This is a genomic window from Cellulomonas sp. NPDC058312, assembly GCF_042880135.1.
GTDB lineage: Bacteria > Actinomycetota > Actinomycetes > Actinomycetales > Cellulomonadaceae > Cellulomonas.
The window spans coordinates 379,551-398,596 of sequence record NZ_JBHVZE010000004.1 but is presented as its reverse complement, the minus strand read 5'-3'; the positions used below and the strand labels follow the sequence as shown (position 1 = coordinate 398,596).

Below are 19,046 nucleotides of genomic sequence, written 5' to 3'. Positions count from 1 at the left end.
GCCTGACGGCGAGCGGGTGTCGAGCCGTCCACAGGTGCGGGGGTCGCGCGTCGTCCCCAGGTCGGGCCGTCGGGGGCACCCGGTGCCGGGGCGGGGTGCCTACGGTCGGTGGCATGGCAGCAGACGGGCAGGAGCACCCGGGGGACACGCCCGCCGGCGCGTACCCCGCTGCCGCTCGTGACGGCGCGCCCCACCCGTACCCGTTCGGGTCGAGCCTCGTCGCGCGCACCGCAGCGCGGGAGGCCGCGCAGGCCGCCGTGCGGGCCGGTGGTTCCGGTCCCGACTGGGACGCGCTGCCGGTGCCGCCGGAGGTGCGCGAGCGGTGGCGTGCCGTCCCGGCCGAGGACCCGTCTGCCCGGTCCCACGACCGCATCGGGCAGGAGGCCCGCCGGCAGGTCGCGCTGCTCGAGGCCGCCCTCCCCGGGGTCGAGCTCGCGGACTGGCTGGACCGGGTCGACCCGGACGCGCTGCCGTCCGCGGTCATGGTCGAGGCCGTCGCCGCCGCGGCCCGGGTCGAGGCGTGGGCGCACGCCCGCACAGCCCGGTGGGCGGCTCGCCTCGCGGCGTGCCCGGAGATGGACCCCCAGTGGAGCCGCCTCGCCGGGCCGCCCCCGGCGCAGCGGTCGGTCGCCGGCGACGAGCTCGCGATCCGCATGGCCACCTCCCGGCTCGCCGCCAACCGCCTCGTGCGCGAGGGGGTCGCCTACGACCAGACGCTGCAGGCCACCGGAGCCGCCCTGGCCTCCGGGGACGTCGACCCCGCCCGTGCCCGCCTCCTGGTCGACCGGCTCGCGGACCTGCCCTGGCAGGTCGCCACCGCCGTCGAGGACCGGGTGCTGCCCGAAGCGGGACGCCGGACCCTGGCCCAGCTCGAAGGTGACGTCACCACGGCGCTCCTCGAGGTCGACGCCCACGGCGCCCAGCACCGCGAGGACGCCGCCCGGGCCGCACGGCGCGTCGGGCGGCCTCGGGCGATGCCCGACGGGATGGCCTCGATGTCGCTGCTGCTGCCCGCCGAGGACGCGCTACGGGTCGACGGGGTGCTCCAGCACGCCGCGGCCGCCGCGAAGAACCTCGGTGACGAGCGCACCCTCGACCAGCTGCGCGCCGACGGGCTGCGCGACCTGGTGGTGGGCGCGCCCCCGGTCGTGGACACCTCCGTCGCGGCCACCTCGTCGGACTCCGGGTCGGACACCGCGCCCCCGGTACCCGGCCTCGACCCGCTGGGTCCCGGACCGCGCCCCGGCGTGACCGTCTGGGTCACCGTCTCCGCCGACACGCTGCTCGACCTCGACGACCGGCCCGCGCACCTCGACGGGTACGGCCCGGTCGCCGCCACCCGCGCCCGGGCCCTCGCCGCCGGCGGCACGTGGCGGCGCCTCATCACCGACCCCGCCTCCGGCGCGGTGCTCGACGTCGGGCGGACCCGCTACCGACCACCCACCGCGCTCGCCGAGCACGTGCGGCTCCGGGACAAGACCTGCGTGCGCCCCGGGTGCACCCTGCCCGCGCGGCACGCCGAGCTCGACCACACGCGCGGATACCGCCGCCGGCCCGGCGACCCGCCCGGCACGCGCCTGGGCACGACCAGCGCCGACAACGTCGCGCCCCCGTGCCACCGGGACCACCGCCTCAAGACCGACGGCGGCCACACCCTGCACCAGTACGCCCCGGGACGGTTCCAGTGGGTGACGCCGACCGGACACACGTACCGCACCCGGCCCGGCACCGACGACACCGTCCGCACCACCACCCGCCACCCCGACGACGAGCCACCACCGTTCTGACCGGTGCTCGCGACCCCGGGGAGCACACTGGGACCACCCGAGTCGAGGAGGCCCCTGTGCAGACCCGCGTCCACCCCTTCCTGTGGTTCGACGACCAGGCCGCCGAGGCCGCCGACCTCTACGTCTCCCTGATCCCGAAGTCGCGCGTGCTCGACACCCGGACGTACCCGGACGGGGCCCCCGGAGTGGCCCCGGGCACAGTGATGTCGGTGTCGTTCGAGCTCGACGGGCTCCCGGTCGAGGCCCTGAACGCCGGGCCGCAGTTCCGGTTCACCGAGGCGTTCTCGTTCTTCGTGTCCGTCAGCACCCAGGAGGAGGTCGACGCCCTGTGGGACGGGCTGGTCGCCGGTGGCGGCGAACCCTCGCGGTGCGGGTGGCTCAAGGACCGCTTCGGGTTGTCCTGGCAGATCGTGCCGACCGCGCTCGGGGAGCTGCTCCAGGACCCGGACCCAGGGCGCGCGCAGCGGGCGATGCAGGCGATGCTCGGGATGCAGAAGATCGACATCGCCGCGCTGCACGCGGCCGCGGACGGGTGAGTCCCCGGCATCCGGCGGGGCCGACGGGCTCGACCGCGGTGTCCGACCTCCGCCGGACCGTGTCGGCGGCCGGACGTAGTGTGCGCGGGTGACCGAGCAGACCGGGGCCCGACGGCCCGACCCCAGCACCGTCGCCCAGTTCCTCGGCATGGGTCTCGTGTGGGGCGCCAGCTTCCTGTTCATGAAGGTCGCCCTGGACGGCACCACGCCGTTGCAGGTCGCGTGGACCCGGCTGATGCTCGGCGCGCTCGCGCTGGGCGCCGTCATGCTGATCACCCGGAGCCGGCTGCCGCGCTCAGCGGCGATGTGGGGTCACTTCGTGGCCGTCGGGTTCCTCGGCTGCGCGGCCCCCTACACGCTGTTCGCGTGGGCGGAGCAGCACGTCTCCTCCGGGATCGCGTCCGTGTACAACGCCACGACCCCCTTGATGACCGTCCTCGTGGTGACCCTCGCGCTCCGGGTGGAACGCCTGACCCGTGACCAGGTCGTCGGTGTGGTCGTCGGGCTCGCCGGTGTCGTCGTGCTGAGCGCCCCCTGGCGGCTCGCGGGCGAGGGCGCGGTCGACGAGATCGCCGGTCAGCTCGCGTGCCTCGGGGCCGCGCTCTGCTACGGGCTCACGTTCGGCTACCTGCGGCGCTTCGTCACGGGTCGCGGCGTCCCCGCGGTGACCACCGCGTTCCTGCAGATCGCGTGCGGCGCGCTCGTCATGCTGCTCCTCACGCCGTGGGTCGTGACCTCGCCCGTCGAGCTCACGCCCGCGATCGTCGGCAGCCTCGTCGTGCTCGGGGTGCTCGGGACGGGGATCGTCTACATCTGGTACATCCACGTCCTGCTGCGGTGGGGACCGACGGCGACCAGCACCGTCACGTACATCACGCCCGTCGTCGGCGTCGCCCTCGGGGTTCTGGTGCTGGGTGAGCGGCTCGGTTGGCACGAGCCCGCGGGCGCGGCTCTGGTGCTGCTCGGCATCCTGCTCGCGCAGGGGCGTCTGCGTCGTCGCCGTGCGGTGCCGCCGGAGCCCGCGGCCGCCGTCGCAGCCCCGGGGCGCGGCCTACGCTGAGCCGGTGACCGACCCCGCTGCCCCCACCCCTCGCCGCGGACGCGTGACCATGCAGGTCCGGTGGTCCGACGTCGACCTGTTCGCGCACGTCAACAACGCCGCCTACCTGCGGTTCCTGGACGATGCGCGGTTCGCTCTGTTCCCGTCGATGGGCGTGGACCCGGCGGGTCGGCCGACCGCGTCGCTCCTCGTCGTGGTCAAGCACGAGATCGAGTACCTGGCGCCGCTGGCCTTCCGCCCGGAGCCGGTCGCGGTCGACGTGTGGGTGCCGCGGATCGGGCGCTCGTCGGTGGACTTCGGCTACGAGGTGCTCGACGCGCCCGCGGCGGACCGCCGCACCGCCCCTGGCGCCGAGCAGGTCGTCTACCTGCGCGCACGCTCCCGCATGGTCCAGCTGGACCGCGAGAGCCACGCGCCGCGACCGTTCAGCGACGAGGAGCGCGCGGTGTTCGAGGCGTACGCCGGTGAGGAGCCCGTCCTGCACGGGTGGTGAAGACCGTACGCAAGCGGCGGGCGCCCCGCCGGTGCTCGTCGCACCGACGGGACGCCCGCCGTGGTCCTGCGTCCGGGGTCAGCCGACCTTGCTGTCCAGGAAGGACATGGCCGTGCCGCTCACCGGGACCTGGCCGGTGCCGAGGTGGCCGGTGGCGTGGAAGGTGCCGGCCGTCGTGGAGGTGACCTTCGCCTCGTAGGTGCCCTTGACCGAGGTCTCGACGAACGGGGACACCGACAGGCCGGTGGTCGCCGCTCCCTGAGCACCGGAGAGCTTGATCGTCACGGGCATGGCCGACCCGGCCTTGCCGGTGACGATCTTGCCGGAGGCGTCCTTGAGGTTCACGACGATGGTGTGGGCGTCGCGACCGTCGGCCAGCTTGGAGCCGGCCAGGACCTTGGTGCTCGACTTGGACCGGTCGGCCTGGCCGGGGACGTACTCGCTGAACTCGGCCTTGTTGGTGGCGCCGATGGCCTTGCCGCCGAGGGTGACGTCGACCGACACCACGCCGGGCTTGGTCGAGGTGATGTAGGCGTAGTAGGTGCCCTTCGCGCCGCTCTCGATGAACGCGCCGACCTTGGCCCCGGACCCGCTGAGGGTGGTCGTGGCGGGGAACTTCGCGCCGGCGAGGCCGGTGACGGGGTTGCCGGCCGCGTCCTTGAGGGTGACGGTGACGGTGTGGGTGGCGGTGCCGTCACCGAGCACGGTGCCGCTGGCGATCCGGCTGGTCGACTGGGTGGTGTCGACGACGCCGGTCGCGGCGGGCCCGTAGGTGAACCCGGAGGTCCCGGTCGGGATCTGCGACCCGTTGAGGTGGCCGTAGACCACGAAGGTGCCCTGGGTGGTGGAGGTGACGGGCAGCTCGTAGGTGCCCTTGGTCGAGGTCTCCTTCCAGGTACCGGTCGTCAGCTTGTCGGTGGCGACGGAGGTGGTGCCGACCTTCTCCTTGAAGGTGACGTCGACAGGGAGCTGCGCGGCCTGGCCGGTCACGGCCTTGCCCGAGGCGTCCTTGAGGATGACGGTGACGTTGTGGGCCTGCTTGCCGTCCGCGAGCTTGGAGTCGGACGTCACGCGGATGCTGGACTTGCTCTTGTCGGCCTTGCCCGGCACGTACTGGCTGAACTCGGCGAAGACGGGCGCACCGATCACGGTTCCGTCCAGGGAGACGGTGATGTTCGCGGTGCCGGCCTGCGTCGAGGAGACGTAGGCGTAGTACATGCCCGACCCGCTCTCCTTGAACGCGCCGATCTTCGCGTCGACGCCGGCGATCTTCACCTCGGCGGGGAACTTCGCGCCGGCCAGGCCGGTCACTGCGTCGCCGTTGGCGTCCTTGAGGATCACCGACAGGGTGTGCGTCGCGGTCCCGTCACCGAGCACGACCCCCGAGGGGATCCGGGCGGTGGACGCCGTGGCGTAGGGCACGCCCGCGGCCGGCACCTCGGGCTCGGGCTCCGGCGTGGGCTCCGGCTCCGGCTCCGGCTCCGGCTCCGGCGTGGGCTCCGGCTCCGGGTAGGTGGAGGTGTCGAGCACCTGGGCGACGATCGAGCCGAGCTCCTGGTCGCGCGTGTCACCCGAGAGGTCCCAGATGATGGCGCCGCCGTAGTTGTTCTTCTTGATGAAGTCGACCTTCGCCTGCACCGAACGCGGGTCGTCGTAGGTGAAGAACTGCTTGGTGGAGGCGTTGTACAGGTACGGGACCTGGGCCTCGTCGTCCCAGTACTTCGTGAACGCGGGGTCCTGCTCCATGTCCTTGAGCACGTACCAGGGGTTGGAGCCGGTGTAGAGGCCGGCGTCGTCCCAGGCGCCCTGGACGGTGGCCGTGCCCGGCGCGCCGAGGCCCGGCAGGCCGGGGATCAGCTCGGTGGGCTCGACGTCGCCCCAGCCGCGGCCGTAGTACGGGACGCCGACGAGGAGCTGGTTCTTCGGGATGCCGTGGACCTCGTGGAACTCCTTCAGGGTGCCCTCGAGGCTGAACTTCTGGTCGGCGGCGAGCGAGCCCGCGCTGAGCGGCGCGTTGTGGCCGGTGACGGGGTCGAAGGCGCCGTGGTAGTCGTACGTCATCACGTTGACGGCGTCGACGAGGTCGATCATCGCCTCCGGGTGGATGAAGGGCATCTTCGTGTGGTTCGGGCTGACGGCGATGGTCAGCGGGTAGTAGTCGTCGTTCGCCTTGCCGAGCGCGGTGAGCTTCGCCTTGACCTGGCTGATGAGCCGCTCGAACTGGACGCCGCCCTGGGCGTCCGACGGGTACTCCCAGTCGATGTCGAGGCCCGTGAACCCGTGCTCGACCATGAAGTCGACCATCTTCTGGGCCATCGCGTCGGACTTCGCCTCGGTCGCGGTCGCGGCCTCGAACTCGCCGTTCTCCGAGTTGGTCCAGCCGCCGATGGAGAGCATGTTCTCGACCCCGGCCGCGGCGGTCGCCTTCGCGACCTTGCCGTACAGGTCGTGGCCGCCGCCGTCGGGCAGCGCCGCCCACGGGTCGGCGATGCCGAGGTACCACTCGCCCTGGGTGTCCTGCTTGAGCAGGGCGAACCCGTAGTTGAGGTGGGTGATCTTGTCCATCGGGATGTCCGGGACCATGTAGTTCCGGTGGCCCTCGTAGATGCCCCACTCGGGGAAGTAGCCGACGATCTTCTTCTGCTCGATGCTCTCCCGGCGGGAGTCGGCCTGGAAGGCCGTCGCGGTCGCGCCGGACCACGGCGTGAACTCGAAGGAGCCCACCACGCGGGTGTCGAGCTTCTTGACGAGCGTCCAGACGTCGTTCGAGCCGGGCGCCTCGCCCGGGTTCGCGTACCACTTGTTCGACCAGATCGAGCCGTTGTGGGTGACCAGGGTGTTGCTCGTCGCGTAGGTCGCGGTCGCGACGTACGGCGTGGCGTCCAGCGCGGTCGAGTCGAGCTCGGCGACGACGACCGAGACGGTGCCCTTGAACTGCAGGTCGGGGGCGCCCTTCGACCAGCTGGCCCCGCCGTCCGTGGACCACATGTGCTGCGCGGTCATCCCGGTGATGACGTTGCGGGTGTCGTCGGCGACGAGCGTGCTGCTCGCGGCGCTGGCGCCGGCGGCGAGGACGGAGCCGAGCGCGAGGCTCGAGATGATCGCGGCCCCGAGGCCGCGGCGGGCGAGGCAGCGCGCGCGTCCGCTCGGGTTGTGCAGGGGGTAGGGGATGTTCATGGCTCTCTCTCTCGGGAGTCGCATCCGCCCGGACGAGGGTGGTCCAGGGCCGGGCTCGGGTGCGGCGGGCTGTGTCGGGAGCCATCTGATCCCGAGCCCGGCGTGGCGGCGGTCGCGAGGTCCGCCACTGAGTGGAGAGAGGGGGACGTATGAGTGGGTGCGTGCGTGGAAGAGGGGGGCTCAGTGCGTGCGTGGGTGGTGCGCGGCTCCTGGGGTGCGGCGCCACGCGCGTCCGGGGCCGGGGTGTCAGTCGGGGAGCGGCAGCCCGAGGGCCGCGGCCACGGTCCGCACGACGCCGTTGCGGGTGTTCGCCGGCACCACGTACCGGGCCCGTGCGCGGACGTCCGGGTGGGCGTTGTCCATCGCGCAGGACCAGTGCGCGGCGTCGAGCATCCCGGCGTCGTTGAGGTAGTCGCCGAACGCCATCGTCTGCTCGGCGGTGACGCCGAGGCGGTCCTGCACCCGGCGCAGCGCGTGCCCCTTGTCGGCGTCGGGGTTCATGACGTCCAGCCAGTGCTGACCGGACACCACGACCCGCAACCGCTCGGCGAGGTCCGCGAAGGCCGGGGCGGTGACCTCCTCGACGGAGCCGAAGTCGAACACCGCGATCTTCAGCACCACGTCGTCGACGGCGGTGAGGTCGTCGACCTGCTCCAGCCACGCGTAGTGCCGGGCGGCGTGCTCCTCGAACGCCCCGTCGCCCCGCTCGATGTACCCGGCGCGCTGCCCGCACAGCACCATGCCGACGTTCCCTCCGGCCGCCGCGAGGTCCCGGACGTGCTGGATGACGACGGGCACGTCCGCCTCCGGGAGGGGGTCGGTCGACACCGGCTCGTCGCCGTGCACGACGTAGGCGCCGTTCTCCGCGATGTAGGTGAGGTCGGCGCCGCGCTCTCCGAAGAGCTCCCGCAGGTTGGCGTACTGCCGACCGCTCGCGGGCACGAACGCGATGCCGCGCCGGTCCATCTCCGTCAGCACGGGCCACAGCTGCGCGGGGACACGGCCGCGCTCGTCGAGGAGCGAGCCGTCCATGTCGCTGACGACCAGCCGGATGTCGGCGTCGAGCGGCAGCGCGGGCGGGTCGAGGACGGGCAGGGCGGTGGCGGTGCGGGGTGCGGACACCCCGCCATCCTCGCAGGGCGTGACGCTCCGGCCCGGGTGACCCTGCGCCGTTCGGCTCAGCACGGGCGTGCGCGCACCGATCCGACGGGGGTCGGGGGACGGAGCACGGACGGTCGGGAGAGCAGCATGGGCGAGGTCACGAGGCGCAGCCGGTGGACGGGTGTGCGGGCCAAGGTGCTGGGCGTGGCGGCGGTCGGTGCGGTCACCGCGGTGGTCGCGGGCATCGGGTCGCAGGTCGCTTTGAGCCAGGTCGCGGGGGCGAACGAGCGGCTCGCGGAGCTGCAGCAGGTGTCGACGGAGGTCGGCGAGGTCCGCACGATGAACGCGGACGTCTCGGGCTGGCAGGTCGCGTACGCCTGGGACACCCGGCGGATCGGCGCCGCTGCGGCCGTGTCGGCCGACAACCCGAACCGAGCCGGCTACCTCGACTCGGTCGAGACGCTGCGCGGGGCGCTCGCGGACGTCGACCCGGCGCTGCTGACCGAGGACGAGCGTGGGTCGTTCTCGCAGGTCGAGGCGCTGTGGGAGGACTTCTTCGCCGCCGACGACCGGGTGGTCGCCGCGTACGAGGAGGGCACGCCCGCGTCGCTGGACGCCGGGGACGCGCTGGTCGTCGGGGACGCGTACGACGTCTACTACGCGATCGGCGACGCGACGACGGCGCTGCTCGACTCCCTGCGCGACCGCACGGTGGAGGCCACCGAGGACGCGGCGTCCGCGGCGGCGACCGGCCGGATCGTCACGGGCGTGATGCTGGTGGTCGGCGTGGCGGCGGCCCTGCTGCTCGGGTTGCGCACGGCGGGCTCGATGGCCCGGGCCGCGGGCCGGGTGCGCGCGACCGCCGAGGCGATGGCCACCGGTGACCTGACGCGCGTGCCCGAGGTGCGGTCGCGCGACGAGCTCGGCGAGATGGCCGGCGCGCTCGCCGCGGCGCAGACCAGCCTGCGGGCGACGATGGCGGGGGTCGTCGAGACCGCGCACGCCGTGGCGACCGCCGCGGAGGAGCTGTCTGCGGCGTCGGCTCAGGTCTCGGCGGGTTCGGACGACACCTCGGCGCAGGCCGGTGTCGTGGCGGCCGCGGCCGAGCAGGTCTCGCGCAACGTGCAGACGGTCGCCGCGGGTGCGGAGCAGATGGGCGCCAGCATCCGGGAGATCGCCCAGAACGCGTCGCAGGCCGCGAAGGTCGCCGGCCAGGCCACGGACATGGCGGCGGCGACGAACGAGCAGGTCACCCGCCTGGGCGAGTCGTCGCAGGAGATCGGCAACGTGGTGAAGGCGATCACGAGCATCGCGGAGCAGACGAACCTGCTGGCCCTGAACGCGACGATCGAGGCCGCGCGCGCCGGTGAGGCGGGCAAGGGCTTCGCGGTGGTCGCGGGCGAGGTCAAGGAGCTGGCCCAGGAGACCGCCAGGGCGACGGAGGACATCGTCCGCCGCGTCGAGGCGATCCAGGCGGAGACAGGCGCCGCGGTGGTGGCGATCGGGGAGATCGGCCACATCATCGCGAGCATCAACGACTACCAGCTGACGATCGCCTCGGCTGTGGAGGAGCAGACGGCGACCACCACGGAGATGTCGCGGTCCGTGGCCGAGGCAGCGACCGGGTCCGGGGAGATCGCCGTGAACATCACGGGGGTGGCGGCGGCGTCGAGCACGTCCTCGCAGACGGTCGGGCAGATGGGAGACGCCGTCGCGGACCTCGCACGCATGTCCGAGGACCTGCGGGGGCGGGTGTCGCAGTTCACGTACTGAGGTCCGCCGCGCCCTGTCAGGTGCTGTTCAGCGTCGCCTCGCGACACTCGTCCCATGAGCCACGACGACCTGAACCCGCAGACCCCCCAGCAGACCCCCCACCAGCCCTCGCACCAGCCCCCGACGCAGGCCCTCGGGCACGCGCCCACCGCCCCCGCCCGCGGGTCCCGCCGCGCCTGGTGGGTGGCGGGCGGCGCGGTGGCCGGCCTGGCCCTGCTCGGCGGCGGGGTCGGCGTCGGTGCGCTGGTGGCGGACGCCCGTGACGACGGCACCGTGGTGGTGCAGCGAGCGGCCGACGCGGGTGCGCCGGCGCCGGCAGCCGGGTCCACGACCACGGAGCAGGGCGCGAGCACGGCCCCCGCGACCGGCACCGCCCCCGCGACCGGCACCGCACCGGGCACCGGCACCGTCCGGGTCGACCAGGACGACATCGAGCTCGCCGGCACGGTCCTCGAGCAGGCCACCGCCGCGGCGGTGTCGGCGGCCGGTGGTGAGGGTGTCGTCACGGAGGCCGAGCGCAGCGACGACCCGACGCACACGTACGAGGTCGAGGTCACCCGTGCGGACGGCACGCAGATGCACGTCTACCTGGACGACGCGTTCGGCGTGGTCGCCACGGAGACCTGGCACCGCGACTGACCCGCGCGCGACGGAGGGGCGGCACCGGGAGATCCGGTGCCGTCCCTCCCGTGCGTCCGCGCTCAGCGCTGCGGGTCGGCCGGGAGCACCAGCCGGAGCCGCGCGCCGCCGCCGGGGGCGTCCAGCACCTCGACGCCGCCGCCGTGGGCGACCAGCACGTCGTGGACGATCGCCAGCCCGAGCCCGGAGCCGCCGCCGTCCCGGGCGCGGGCGTCGTCGAGCCGCACGAACCGCTCGAGCACCCGCTGCCGGTCGACGGGGGGAACCCCGGGTCCGTCGTCGTCGACGTCGAGCAGCGCCCACCGGCCGTCGGGGGACACCGTGACGGCGAGCGCCACCCGGCCGCGGGCGTGCCGGACGGCGTTGTCGACGAGGTTGCGCACCGCGCGGTCGAGCAGGGCCCGGTCCCCGGTGACGGCGACGGGTCGGACGCCGGACGTGTCGACGCGCAGGTCGGTGGTGGAGCGCAGCCGGGCCGCCTCGGCGAGCAGCACGTCGTCCAGGTCGACCGTCGTCGCCGGGCCGCGGCGCAGCCGGCCCTCGTCGGAGCGCGCGAGCAGCAGCAGGCCGTCGACGAGGTGCTGCATGCGCTCGGTCTCGGCGAGGGTGCCGCGCGCGAGGTCGGCGGGGTCGACGCGCTCGGGGTAGCCGATCACCAGCTCGGCGTTCTGCCGGACCACGGCGATGGGGGAGCGCAGCTCGTGGGAGGCGTCGGACACGAACCGCCGCTGGGCACGCGCGGCGTCGTCCAGCCGCGCGAGCATGGCGTTGAGGGTGTGCGCGAGCCGGGCGACCTCGTCGTCCCCGCCGGGCTCGGGCAGGCGCGCGGCGAGGCTGGTGTGGGAGATCCGCTCGGCCTGCTCGCGCATCCGGTCGACGGGCCGCAGCGCGCGCCCGACGAGCCACCACGTGACCGCGGCGACCAGGCCCAGCAGCAGCGGGAGACCCACGGCGAGCGCGACGGCGACGGCGAACGACACCGACCGGACGTCGTCGAGGGCGGAGCCGACGACGACCAGACCGTCGGCGAGCTGCGGGGCGTCGTCGTCGATCTCGGCGGCGGCGACGACGAACGGTGTCGTGCCGTCCTCGTCCGGGTCCTCGACCTCGACCCGCAGCCCGTCCGCCCCGGCGAGCGACGGCAGGCCGCGGGCCGTGGCGCTGGACGCGCTGACCGCGCCGTCGGCGTCGAGCACCTGCACGAGCTCGTCCTCGTCGTCGAGGTCGACCAGGGTCAGGAGGTCCCCGCCGCGGGCGATCTGCTCGGCGAGGGCCTCGGCGCGGGTCTGCGCGACGGTCCGCTGCGCGGCGTGCAGGGAGGCGTCGAGCGCCTGCTGCGCGGCCACGCCGCCGACGGCGAGCACGGCCCCGACGACGGTGGCCGACACGATGGTCGCGCGCAGCCGCACGGACGCCTCAGCCACCCTGACCGTCCAGCAGGTAGCCCGCGCCGCGGACGGTCCGGATGGCGGACCTACCGAACGGCTCGTCGACCTTGAGCCGCAGCCGCCGCACGTAGACCTCCACGATGTTCGGGTCGCCGTCGAAGTCGTCGTCCCACACGTCCGCGAGGATCTCCCGCTTGCTGAGCGCCTCGCCGGCCCGGCGGATGAGCAGGTGCAGGACGGCGGCCTCCCGCGCGGTGAGCCCGAGGTCCTGGTCGCCCCGGCGCGCGACCCGGGAGGCGGGGTCGAACGTGAGGTCGCCCGCGGTCAGGACGACCGGGCGCTCCCTCTCGCCGCGCCGGGCCAGCGCCCGGACGCGCGCCACGAGGACGGGGAACGCGAACGGCTTCGTCACGTAGTCGTCGGCACCGAGCTCGAGCCCCTCGACCTGGTCCTCGGGTTCGCCGAGCGCGGTGAGCATGAGCACCGGCACCCAGCATCCGGCCTCCCGGAGCCGCCGGCACACCTGGTAGCCGTCGAGCCCGGGCAGCATCAGGTCGAGCAGCACGACGGCGTACGGGTTCTCCTGCGCGAGCCACAGCCCGTCGACGCCGTCGTGGGCGACGTCGACGGCGAAGCCCTCCGCCTCCAGCCCGGTCCGCAGCCCGGCCGCGAGCCTGACCTCGTCCTCGACCACCAGGACCCGCACGCCCACCTCGTCTCCGCCGCGCCGCGCGCGCGAGCCCGTCCACTGTCCCAGGTCGCCGCTGAACCCCTCCTGAACGGCCGGGCGCGAGGGCCGTCGCGCGCGCCGTCACGCCAGGGGCGAACACGGGACGCCCTGGCCACCGGCCGCCGTTAGCATCGAACAACGCCGCCTCGCCGTGCGTGCACCCGGGCACCTGAGCCCGACCGCGCCGGCGAGCACGCCGCTCGTGAGGAGTGCACATGTTCGAGAGATTCACGGACCGAGCCCGTCGCGTGGTCGTCCTCGCCCAGGAAGAGGCGCGGATGCTCAACCACAACTACATCGGCACCGAGCACATCCTCCTGGGTCTGATCCACGAGGGGGAGGGTGTCGCGGCCAAGGCCCTGGAGTCGCTGAACATCTCGCTCGACGCGGTGCGCGCCCAGGTGCAGGAGATCATCGGCGAGGGCCAGCAGGCCCCGAGCGGGCACATCCCGTTCACGCCGCGTGCCAAGAAGGTGCTGGAGCTGTCGCTGCGCGAGGCCCTGCAGCTCGGCCACAACTACATCGGCACCGAGCACATCCTGCTCGGCCTGATCCGCGAGGGCGAGGGCGTCGCCGCCCAGGTCCTCGGCAAGCTCGGCGCGGACCTGAACCGCGTCCGCCAGCAGGTCATCCAGCTGCTGTCGGGCTACCAGGGCAAGGAGCCCGTCGCCGCCGGCGGTCCGCAGGAGGGTCAGCCCTCGGGCTCCGCCGTCCTCGACCAGTTCGGCCGGAACCTGACGCAGGCCGCCCGCGAGGGCAAGCTCGACCCGGTCATCGGGCGCGAGAAGGAGATCGAGCGGGTCATGCAGGTGCTGTCCCGCCGCACCAAGAACAACCCGGTGCTGATCGGCGAGCCCGGCGTCGGCAAGACGGCGGTCGTCGAGGGCCTCGCCCAGGACATCGTCCGCGGCGACGTGCCGGAGACGCTGAAGGACAAGCAGCTCTACACGCTGGACCTCGGCGCCCTGGTCGCCGGCTCCCGCTACCGCGGTGACTTCGAGGAGCGCCTGAAGAAGGTCCTCAAGGAGATCCGCACCCGCGGCGACATCATCCTGTTCATCGACGAGATCCACACCCTCGTGGGTGCGGGTGCCGCCGAGGGCGCGATCGACGCCGCGAGCATCCTCAAGCCGATGCTGGCCCGCGGCGAGCTGCAGACCGTCGGCGCCACGACGCTCGACGAGTACCGCAAGTACGTCGAGAAGGACCCGGCCCTCGAGCGCCGGTTCCAGCCGATCCAGGTCTCGGAGCCGAACCTCACGCACGCCATCGAGATCCTCAAGGGCCTGCGCGACCGCTACGAGGCGCACCACCGCGTGTCGATCACGGACGGCGCCCTCGTGGCCGCCGCGACGCTGGCCGACCGGTACGTCAACGACCGGTTCCTCCCGGACAAGGCGATCGACCTGGTCGACGAGGCCGGCGCCCGCCTGCGGATCCGCCGCATGACGGCCCCGCCGGAGCTGCGCGAGCTCGACGAGCAGATCGCCGAGACGCGCCGCGACAAGGAGTCGGCGATCGACGAGCAGGACTTCGAGAAGGCCGCGCGCCTGCGCGACCAGGAGAAGCAGCTCGGCCTCAAGCGCCAGGAGAAGGAGAAGGCCTGGAAGTCGGGCGACCTGGACGCGGTCGCCGAGGTCGACGAGGAGCTCATCGCCGAGGTGCTGGCGCTGGCCACCGGTATCCCGGTGTTCAAGCTCACCGAGGAGGAGTCGAGCCGCCTGCTCCACATGGAGGACGAGCTGCACAAGCGGGTCGTCGGCCAGGAGTCAGCGATCAAGGCCCTCTCCCAGGCGATCCGCCGCACGCGCGCAGGGCTCAAGGACCCGAAGCGCCCCGGTGGCTCGTTCATCTTCGCCGGCCCCACCGGCGTCGGGAAGACCGAGCTCGCCAAGGCGCTCGCGGAGTTCCTGTTCGGTGACGAGGACGCCCTGATCCAGCTCGACATGTCCGAGTTCTCGGAGAAGCACACCGTGTCGCGGCTGTTCGGCTCGCCCCCCGGCTACGTCGGGTACGACGAGGGCGGCCAGCTCACCGAGAAGGTGCGCCGGAAGCCGTTCTCGGTCGTCCTGTTCGACGAGGTCGAGAAGGCGCACGCGGACATCTTCAACTCGCTGCTGCAGATCCTCGAGGACGGTCGCCTGACCGACTCGCAGGGCCGGGTGGTCGACTTCAAGAACACCGTCATCATCATGACCACGAACCTCGGCACGCGGGACATCGCCAAGGGCGTCCAGACCGGCTTCCAGGCCGGCGGCGACCTGTCGACGTCGTACGAGCGCATGAAGGGCAAGGTCAACGACGAGCTCAAGACGCACTTCCGTCCGGAGTTCCTCAACCGCGTCGACGACGTGGTCGTGTTCCCGCAGCTCTCGCAGCCGGAGATCTTCCAGATCGTCGACCTGATGATCGCGAAGCTCGACGCCCGTCTGCGCGACAAGGACATGGGCATCGAGCTCACCGAGGCGGCCAAGAAGCTGCTCTCGGAGAAGGGCTACGACCCGGTCCTGGGCGCCCGGCCGCTGCGTCGCGCGATCCAGCGGGAGATCGAGGACGCCCTGTCCGAGAAGATCCTGTTCGGGGAGCTGCACGCGGGCCAGCAGATCATCGTGGACGCGCACGGCGAGGGCATCCTCGGCGAGTTCGTGTTCCGCGGCGAGGAGCGGACCGCCCGTCCCAAGGAGCCGGTCGCGGTGGGGTCGCACTCCGCCGGCACGCCGGGCTCCGGCACGGACGTCCCGCCGGCGCCGCCGATCGCGTCGTCCGGTGACGGCGGCACGGGCTTGATGCCCGCCTGACGCCCAGCACCACCCCCGGAGGGCCGGGTCGCACCAGCACGGTGCGACCCGGCCCTCCGTGCGTGCGGGGCGGCCGGTGCGTGCCGGTTCGACGGCGTGCCCGCGATACTGGCCCGGTGTACGCCGAGCGCCCGTCGCGGCTGATCCCGGGCGCCGTCCTGTGGACGGTGCGCGACGCCGACCCCGGCGGTCGCGTGCTCCCGGACGGCTGCATGGACCTGCTGCTCGTCGACGGCCGGCTGCTGGTCGCGGGCCCGGACACGGTCGCGCACGGCTCCGCGCCGGTGCGACCCGGGGCGCGGGTGAGCGGGCTGCGGCTGCCGCCCGGCGCCGCTCCCGTGCTGCTCGGCGTGCCGGCGCACGCGCTGCGCGACGACCGGCCCGAGCTCGCCGCCGTCTGGGGCGACGCCGCTGCGCGGTCCTGGGCCGCGACGGTCGACGGCGGGATCGACCGGCTCGAGCGGCTGACCGCGGACCGGCTGGCAGCACGCGGCGGGCGGTCGCGCGAGGTCGCCGCGGCGGCGGCGCTCCTCGGCGCGGGGGCGGGCGCCGCCGACGTGGCCGATCGGCTCGGGGTCACCGCGCGCACGCTGCACCGCCGGTCGCTGGACGCGTTCGGGTACGGTCCGCGCACGCTCGGGCGGGTGCTGCGCCTGCAGCGCGCCGTCGGCCTGATGGGCGGGGGGCTGCCGCTCGCCGAGGTCGCCCACCGGGCCGGGTACGCCGACCAGCCGCACCTGGCGCGCGAGACCCGGTCCCTCGCGGGCGCCACCCCGTCCGAGCTGGCCGCGGAGCGCGCCAGCGCCTGAGCCGTGGCGGGCGCCCGTGAGATCAGGCCCCGCCGGCCGGCTGGTCGGCGAACAGGTCCACCGCGGTGCCGTCCGGGTCGACCAGCACGGCGTACCGCTGGCCCCAGAACGCGTCCCACGGCGGCAGGTGGCCGGTGTGCCCGGCGTCCACCATGCGGCGGTAGGTCGCGTCGACGTCCGCGGGGGAGTCGCACCGGAACGCCAGCGACGCCCGGTGCCCGCCGGTCGGCGGCTGCCACGCGGGGTCGAACGAGCGGATCACCTCGACGGTGTCCCACGCGAGGCGCAGGCCGCCCGGGAGGGTCACCTCCGTGTGCGGGGCGTCGTCGGCGTCCGGGGGCAGGTCGAGGCCGAGGGCGCGGTAGAACGCGAGCGAGCGGGGCATGTCGGCGACGACGAGGCCGACCAGGTTCAGCAGGGTCATGAGGCGACCGTAGGGCGCGCGCCGGGGTGCGTCGTGGACGTTCCGGACATCTCCGGCACCGGAGGATGTCGCCTCACGCAATGGTCGGTGCAGACCGTCAGGAATACGGGCATTCCGGGAGGTGCGAGCACCCAGAATCGCCGAAAAGCGCTGCGAGGAATACGCCTACCCTGACGTCATGCCAGGCCAGGTGACACTCAGCGACGTGGCGAGGGAGGCCGGGGTCTCGCTCGCGACGGCCTCGCGCGCGCTCAACGGCAGCGCCAACCGGACCGTCGGCGAGGAGCTCCGCAAGCGGGTCGAGGCCGCCGCGTCCCGGTTGCGCTACTCGCCCGACGGGATCGCCCAGGCGATGGCCCGCGGTCGCACGACCTCCCTCGGTCTGGTCGTGCGCGACATCGCCGACCCCTACTACGCCGCGATCGCGGCCGGCGTCGCGAGCGCGGCGGAGGTCGGCGGCCTGATGGTCACGCTGGCCGCGACAGGTGGGGACCCGCAGCGCGCGGTCGAGGTCGTCGGGCGGATGGAGCGCCAGCGGGCCCGCGCGGTGGTGATCGCCGGCGGGCGGCCCGGGGACGCGGCCGACGACGCGGCGCTGCGTGCGGCGCTCGACTCGTTCCGGTCGGTCGGCGGCGCGGTCGCGGTCATCGGCCGGCCCGCCGAGGGCGTGGACTCGGTCGTCGTCGGCAACGCCGAGGGCGCGGCCGACCTGGCGCGGGCGCTGCACGGGCGCGGGTACCGGCGGTTCGCGGTGCTGACCGGCCCCGCGGGCAGCGCGACCGCCGCGGACCGGACCGCGGGGTTCACCGGTGCGCTCGCCGCGCTGGGCTGCACGGTGCCGTCCGAGCGCCTGGTCCCCGGCGAGATGTCCCGGGACGGCGGGCACGCCGCGATGCGGCGGCTGCTGGCGGACCGAGGCGACGTGGACCTGGTGTTCGCGGTGAGCGACGTCGTCGCGGTGGGGGCGCTCGCCGCGGCCCGGGAGGTCGGGGTCGACGTGCCCGGCGAGGTCGCGCTGGCCGGGTTCGACGACATCGAGGCGGTGCGTGACGTGACGCCGGGGCTGACCACCGTGCGGCTGCCGCTCGGTCGGATCGGCGCCGAGGCCACCCGGCTGGTGCTCGAGCAGCAGGCCGGCGCCCCGGTGCTCGCGCCGGTGGCGGGCGAGGTCGTGCTCCGCGGGTCGACGCCGGGGCGCTGAGCACGGGGCGGCGGGCCCCGGGCTCGCCGTCCCGCCGGGACGTCGGACCCGGATCCCGGGTCCGGTCGGCGCTACCGTTCCGGTCATGGCCGCCGAGGAGACCGCGCACGCACCGCAGCACGGTGGCGCGGGCCCGGACGGGACCGGCGACGCCGGCGACGTGACGGAGGTCGTCGCGGCGGGTCTGCACGTGGACGTCACGGGCGCGGGGCCGACGCTGGTCCTGCTCCACGGCAACGGCGAGGACGCCCTGTCGCTCGCGCCGGTCGCCGCGCTCCTCGGGCGCGACCACCGGGTGCTGTCCGTCGAGGCCCGCGCGCACGGCCGGTCCCCGCGCGGGTCCGCGCCGCTGACGATCTCGACGATGGCCGACGACGTCGCCGCGGTGCTCGCCGAGCTGGCGCCGGGCGAGGCGGTGCGCGTGGTCGGCTACTCCGACGGCGGCAACGTGGCGCTGATGCTCGCGCTGCGGCACCCCGAGGTGGTGCGGTCGCTGGTCGTCTACGGCGCGAACGTCGACCCGGGCGGCCTGGCTCCCCGCACCCGTGCGGAGGTCACGGCCGCGTGGGCGGCGCTGCGGGTGCGCGGCGCGGTGGACCCCGTGGCGTTCGTGCGGGCCGAGGTCGCGGACCTGATGGTGCACCAGCCGCGGATCCCGCTGCGGGCGCTGGGCCGGATCACGGTGCCGGTGCTGGTGGCGGCCGGCGAGCTGGACGTCGTCCGCCCGGCGCACACCGCGGCGATCGCCGCGCACCTGCCGGCCGGTGAGCTCCGGGTGGTCGAGGACGCGGACCACGGGCTGCCGCTCGCGGACCCGGCCCGGTTCGAGGCGCTGGTGCGGGAGCTCCTCGACCGCGCGTGAGACCGCGCCGCGACGGATCGCCCGGAATGTCCTCTGCGGTATCGAGCATTCTCGGAGAATGACCACCGAGGACAATCTGGACATCTTGTCCTGACATTTGACAGTGCCCCGTTGGCCTGCGCTAACGTCGGTCCTGCGCGTTCCCACCGGGGCAGTCCAGGGTCGCGCAGCGCCTTCCGGAGCCGCACGTGCCGCGCGAGACCATTCGCCGGAACGACCGGGAGCGCGTTTCTTTCCACGATGTCGTCACGGCCGTCGCGCCGTCGAT

General features: G+C 74.1%; 15 protein-coding genes. 10 read left to right on the top strand and 5 right to left on the bottom strand.

Annotation, left to right across the window (positions count from 1 at the left end):
* Positions 1-113: 113 nt before the first annotated feature.
* From ACFVXN_RS14350 to ACFVXN_RS14335, 4 genes are all read left to right on the top strand, one after another.
* Positions 114-1,787: a DUF222 domain-containing protein gene (locus ACFVXN_RS14350; protein WP_389233649.1), complete on the top strand. Its 1,674-nt coding sequence runs from the start codon at positions 114-116 to the stop codon at positions 1,785-1,787.
* A gap of 56 nt (positions 1,788-1,843) precedes the next feature.
* Positions 1,844-2,323, top strand: a complete 480-nt coding sequence (locus ACFVXN_RS14345) for a VOC family protein (protein ID WP_389233646.1) — start codon at positions 1,844-1,846, stop codon at positions 2,321-2,323.
* Positions 2,324-2,411: 88 nt separating this feature from the next.
* Positions 2,412-3,383: a DMT family transporter gene (locus tag ACFVXN_RS14340; RefSeq protein ID WP_389233643.1), complete on the top strand. Its 972-nt coding sequence runs from the start codon at positions 2,412-2,414 to the stop codon at positions 3,381-3,383.
* Positions 3,384-3,387: 4 nt separating this feature from the next.
* The gene (locus ACFVXN_RS14335; protein ID WP_389233640.1) at positions 3,388-3,876 is read left to right on the top strand and encodes an acyl-CoA thioesterase; all 489 of its coding nucleotides are present in this window, start codon (positions 3,388-3,390) and stop codon (positions 3,874-3,876) included.
* A 78-nt stretch (positions 3,877-3,954) separates the two neighbouring features.
* Here the strand turns inward: ACFVXN_RS14335 and ACFVXN_RS14330 are convergent, their stop codons facing one another.
* Together ACFVXN_RS14330 and ACFVXN_RS14325 are read right to left on the bottom strand one after the other, a co-directional pair.
* Positions 3,955-7,053, bottom strand: coding sequence for a glycosyl hydrolase family 18 protein (locus tag ACFVXN_RS14330; protein ID WP_389233637.1), 3,099 nt, complete (start codon positions 7,051-7,053; stop codon positions 3,955-3,957).
* A gap of 246 nt (positions 7,054-7,299) precedes the next feature.
* Positions 7,300-8,175, bottom strand: a complete 876-nt coding sequence (locus tag ACFVXN_RS14325) for a Cof-type HAD-IIB family hydrolase (RefSeq protein WP_389233634.1) — start codon at positions 8,173-8,175, stop codon at positions 7,300-7,302.
* 126 nt (positions 8,176-8,301) lie between these two features.
* Between ACFVXN_RS14325 and ACFVXN_RS14320 the strand changes: the two genes are divergently transcribed.
* Together ACFVXN_RS14320 and ACFVXN_RS14315 are read left to right on the top strand one after the other, a co-directional pair.
* Positions 8,302-9,927 carry a methyl-accepting chemotaxis protein gene (locus tag ACFVXN_RS14320; protein WP_389233631.1) on the top strand — a complete coding sequence of 542 codons (1,626 nt, stop codon included), beginning with the start codon at positions 8,302-8,304 and terminating at the stop codon, positions 9,925-9,927.
* 54 nt (positions 9,928-9,981) lie between these two features.
* Positions 9,982-10,566 carry a PepSY domain-containing protein gene (locus ACFVXN_RS14315; protein ID WP_389233628.1) on the top strand — a complete coding sequence of 195 codons (585 nt, stop codon included), beginning with the start codon at positions 9,982-9,984 and terminating at the stop codon, positions 10,564-10,566.
* Positions 10,567-10,628: 62 nt separating this feature from the next.
* On the opposite strand, the gene ACFVXN_RS14310 is transcribed toward ACFVXN_RS14315, so the two are convergent.
* On the bottom strand, positions 10,629-11,990 hold the full coding sequence (locus ACFVXN_RS14310; protein ID WP_389233625.1) for a sensor histidine kinase: 1,362 nt from the start codon (positions 11,988-11,990) through the stop codon (positions 10,629-10,631).
* The gene (locus ACFVXN_RS14305; protein ID WP_389233622.1) at positions 11,983-12,660 is read right to left on the bottom strand and encodes a response regulator transcription factor; all 678 of its coding nucleotides are present in this window, start codon (positions 12,658-12,660) and stop codon (positions 11,983-11,985) included. The genes ACFVXN_RS14310 and ACFVXN_RS14305 overlap by 8 nt, the downstream gene beginning before the upstream one ends.
* A gap of 239 nt (positions 12,661-12,899) precedes the next feature.
* On the opposite strand from ACFVXN_RS14305, the gene ACFVXN_RS14300 reads away from it, so the two are divergent.
* Together ACFVXN_RS14300 and ACFVXN_RS14295 are read left to right on the top strand one after the other, a co-directional pair.
* Positions 12,900-15,482, top strand: coding sequence for an ATP-dependent Clp protease ATP-binding subunit (locus ACFVXN_RS14300; RefSeq protein WP_389233619.1), 2,583 nt, complete (start codon positions 12,900-12,902; stop codon positions 15,480-15,482).
* Between the two features lie 116 nt (positions 15,483-15,598).
* On the top strand, positions 15,599-16,291 hold the full coding sequence (locus ACFVXN_RS14295) for a helix-turn-helix domain-containing protein (protein ID WP_389233616.1): 693 nt from the start codon (positions 15,599-15,601) through the stop codon (positions 16,289-16,291).
* A gap of 22 nt (positions 16,292-16,313) precedes the next feature.
* Here the strand turns inward: ACFVXN_RS14295 and ACFVXN_RS14290 are convergent, their stop codons facing one another.
* A complete protein-coding gene (locus tag ACFVXN_RS14290; protein WP_389233613.1) occupies positions 16,314-16,715 on the bottom strand; it encodes a VOC family protein in 402 nt (133 codons plus the stop codon).
* A 178-nt stretch (positions 16,716-16,893) separates the two neighbouring features.
* Between ACFVXN_RS14290 and ACFVXN_RS14285 the strand changes: the two genes are divergently transcribed.
* Positions 16,894-17,916, top strand: coding sequence for a LacI family DNA-binding transcriptional regulator (locus ACFVXN_RS14285; protein WP_389233610.1), 1,023 nt, complete (start codon positions 16,894-16,896; stop codon positions 17,914-17,916).
* A gap of 85 nt (positions 17,917-18,001) precedes the next feature.
* Positions 18,002-18,778, top strand: coding sequence for an alpha/beta fold hydrolase (locus ACFVXN_RS14280; RefSeq protein ID WP_389233607.1), 777 nt, complete (start codon positions 18,002-18,004; stop codon positions 18,776-18,778).
* The last annotated feature ends 268 nt before the right edge of the window (positions 18,779-19,046 follow it).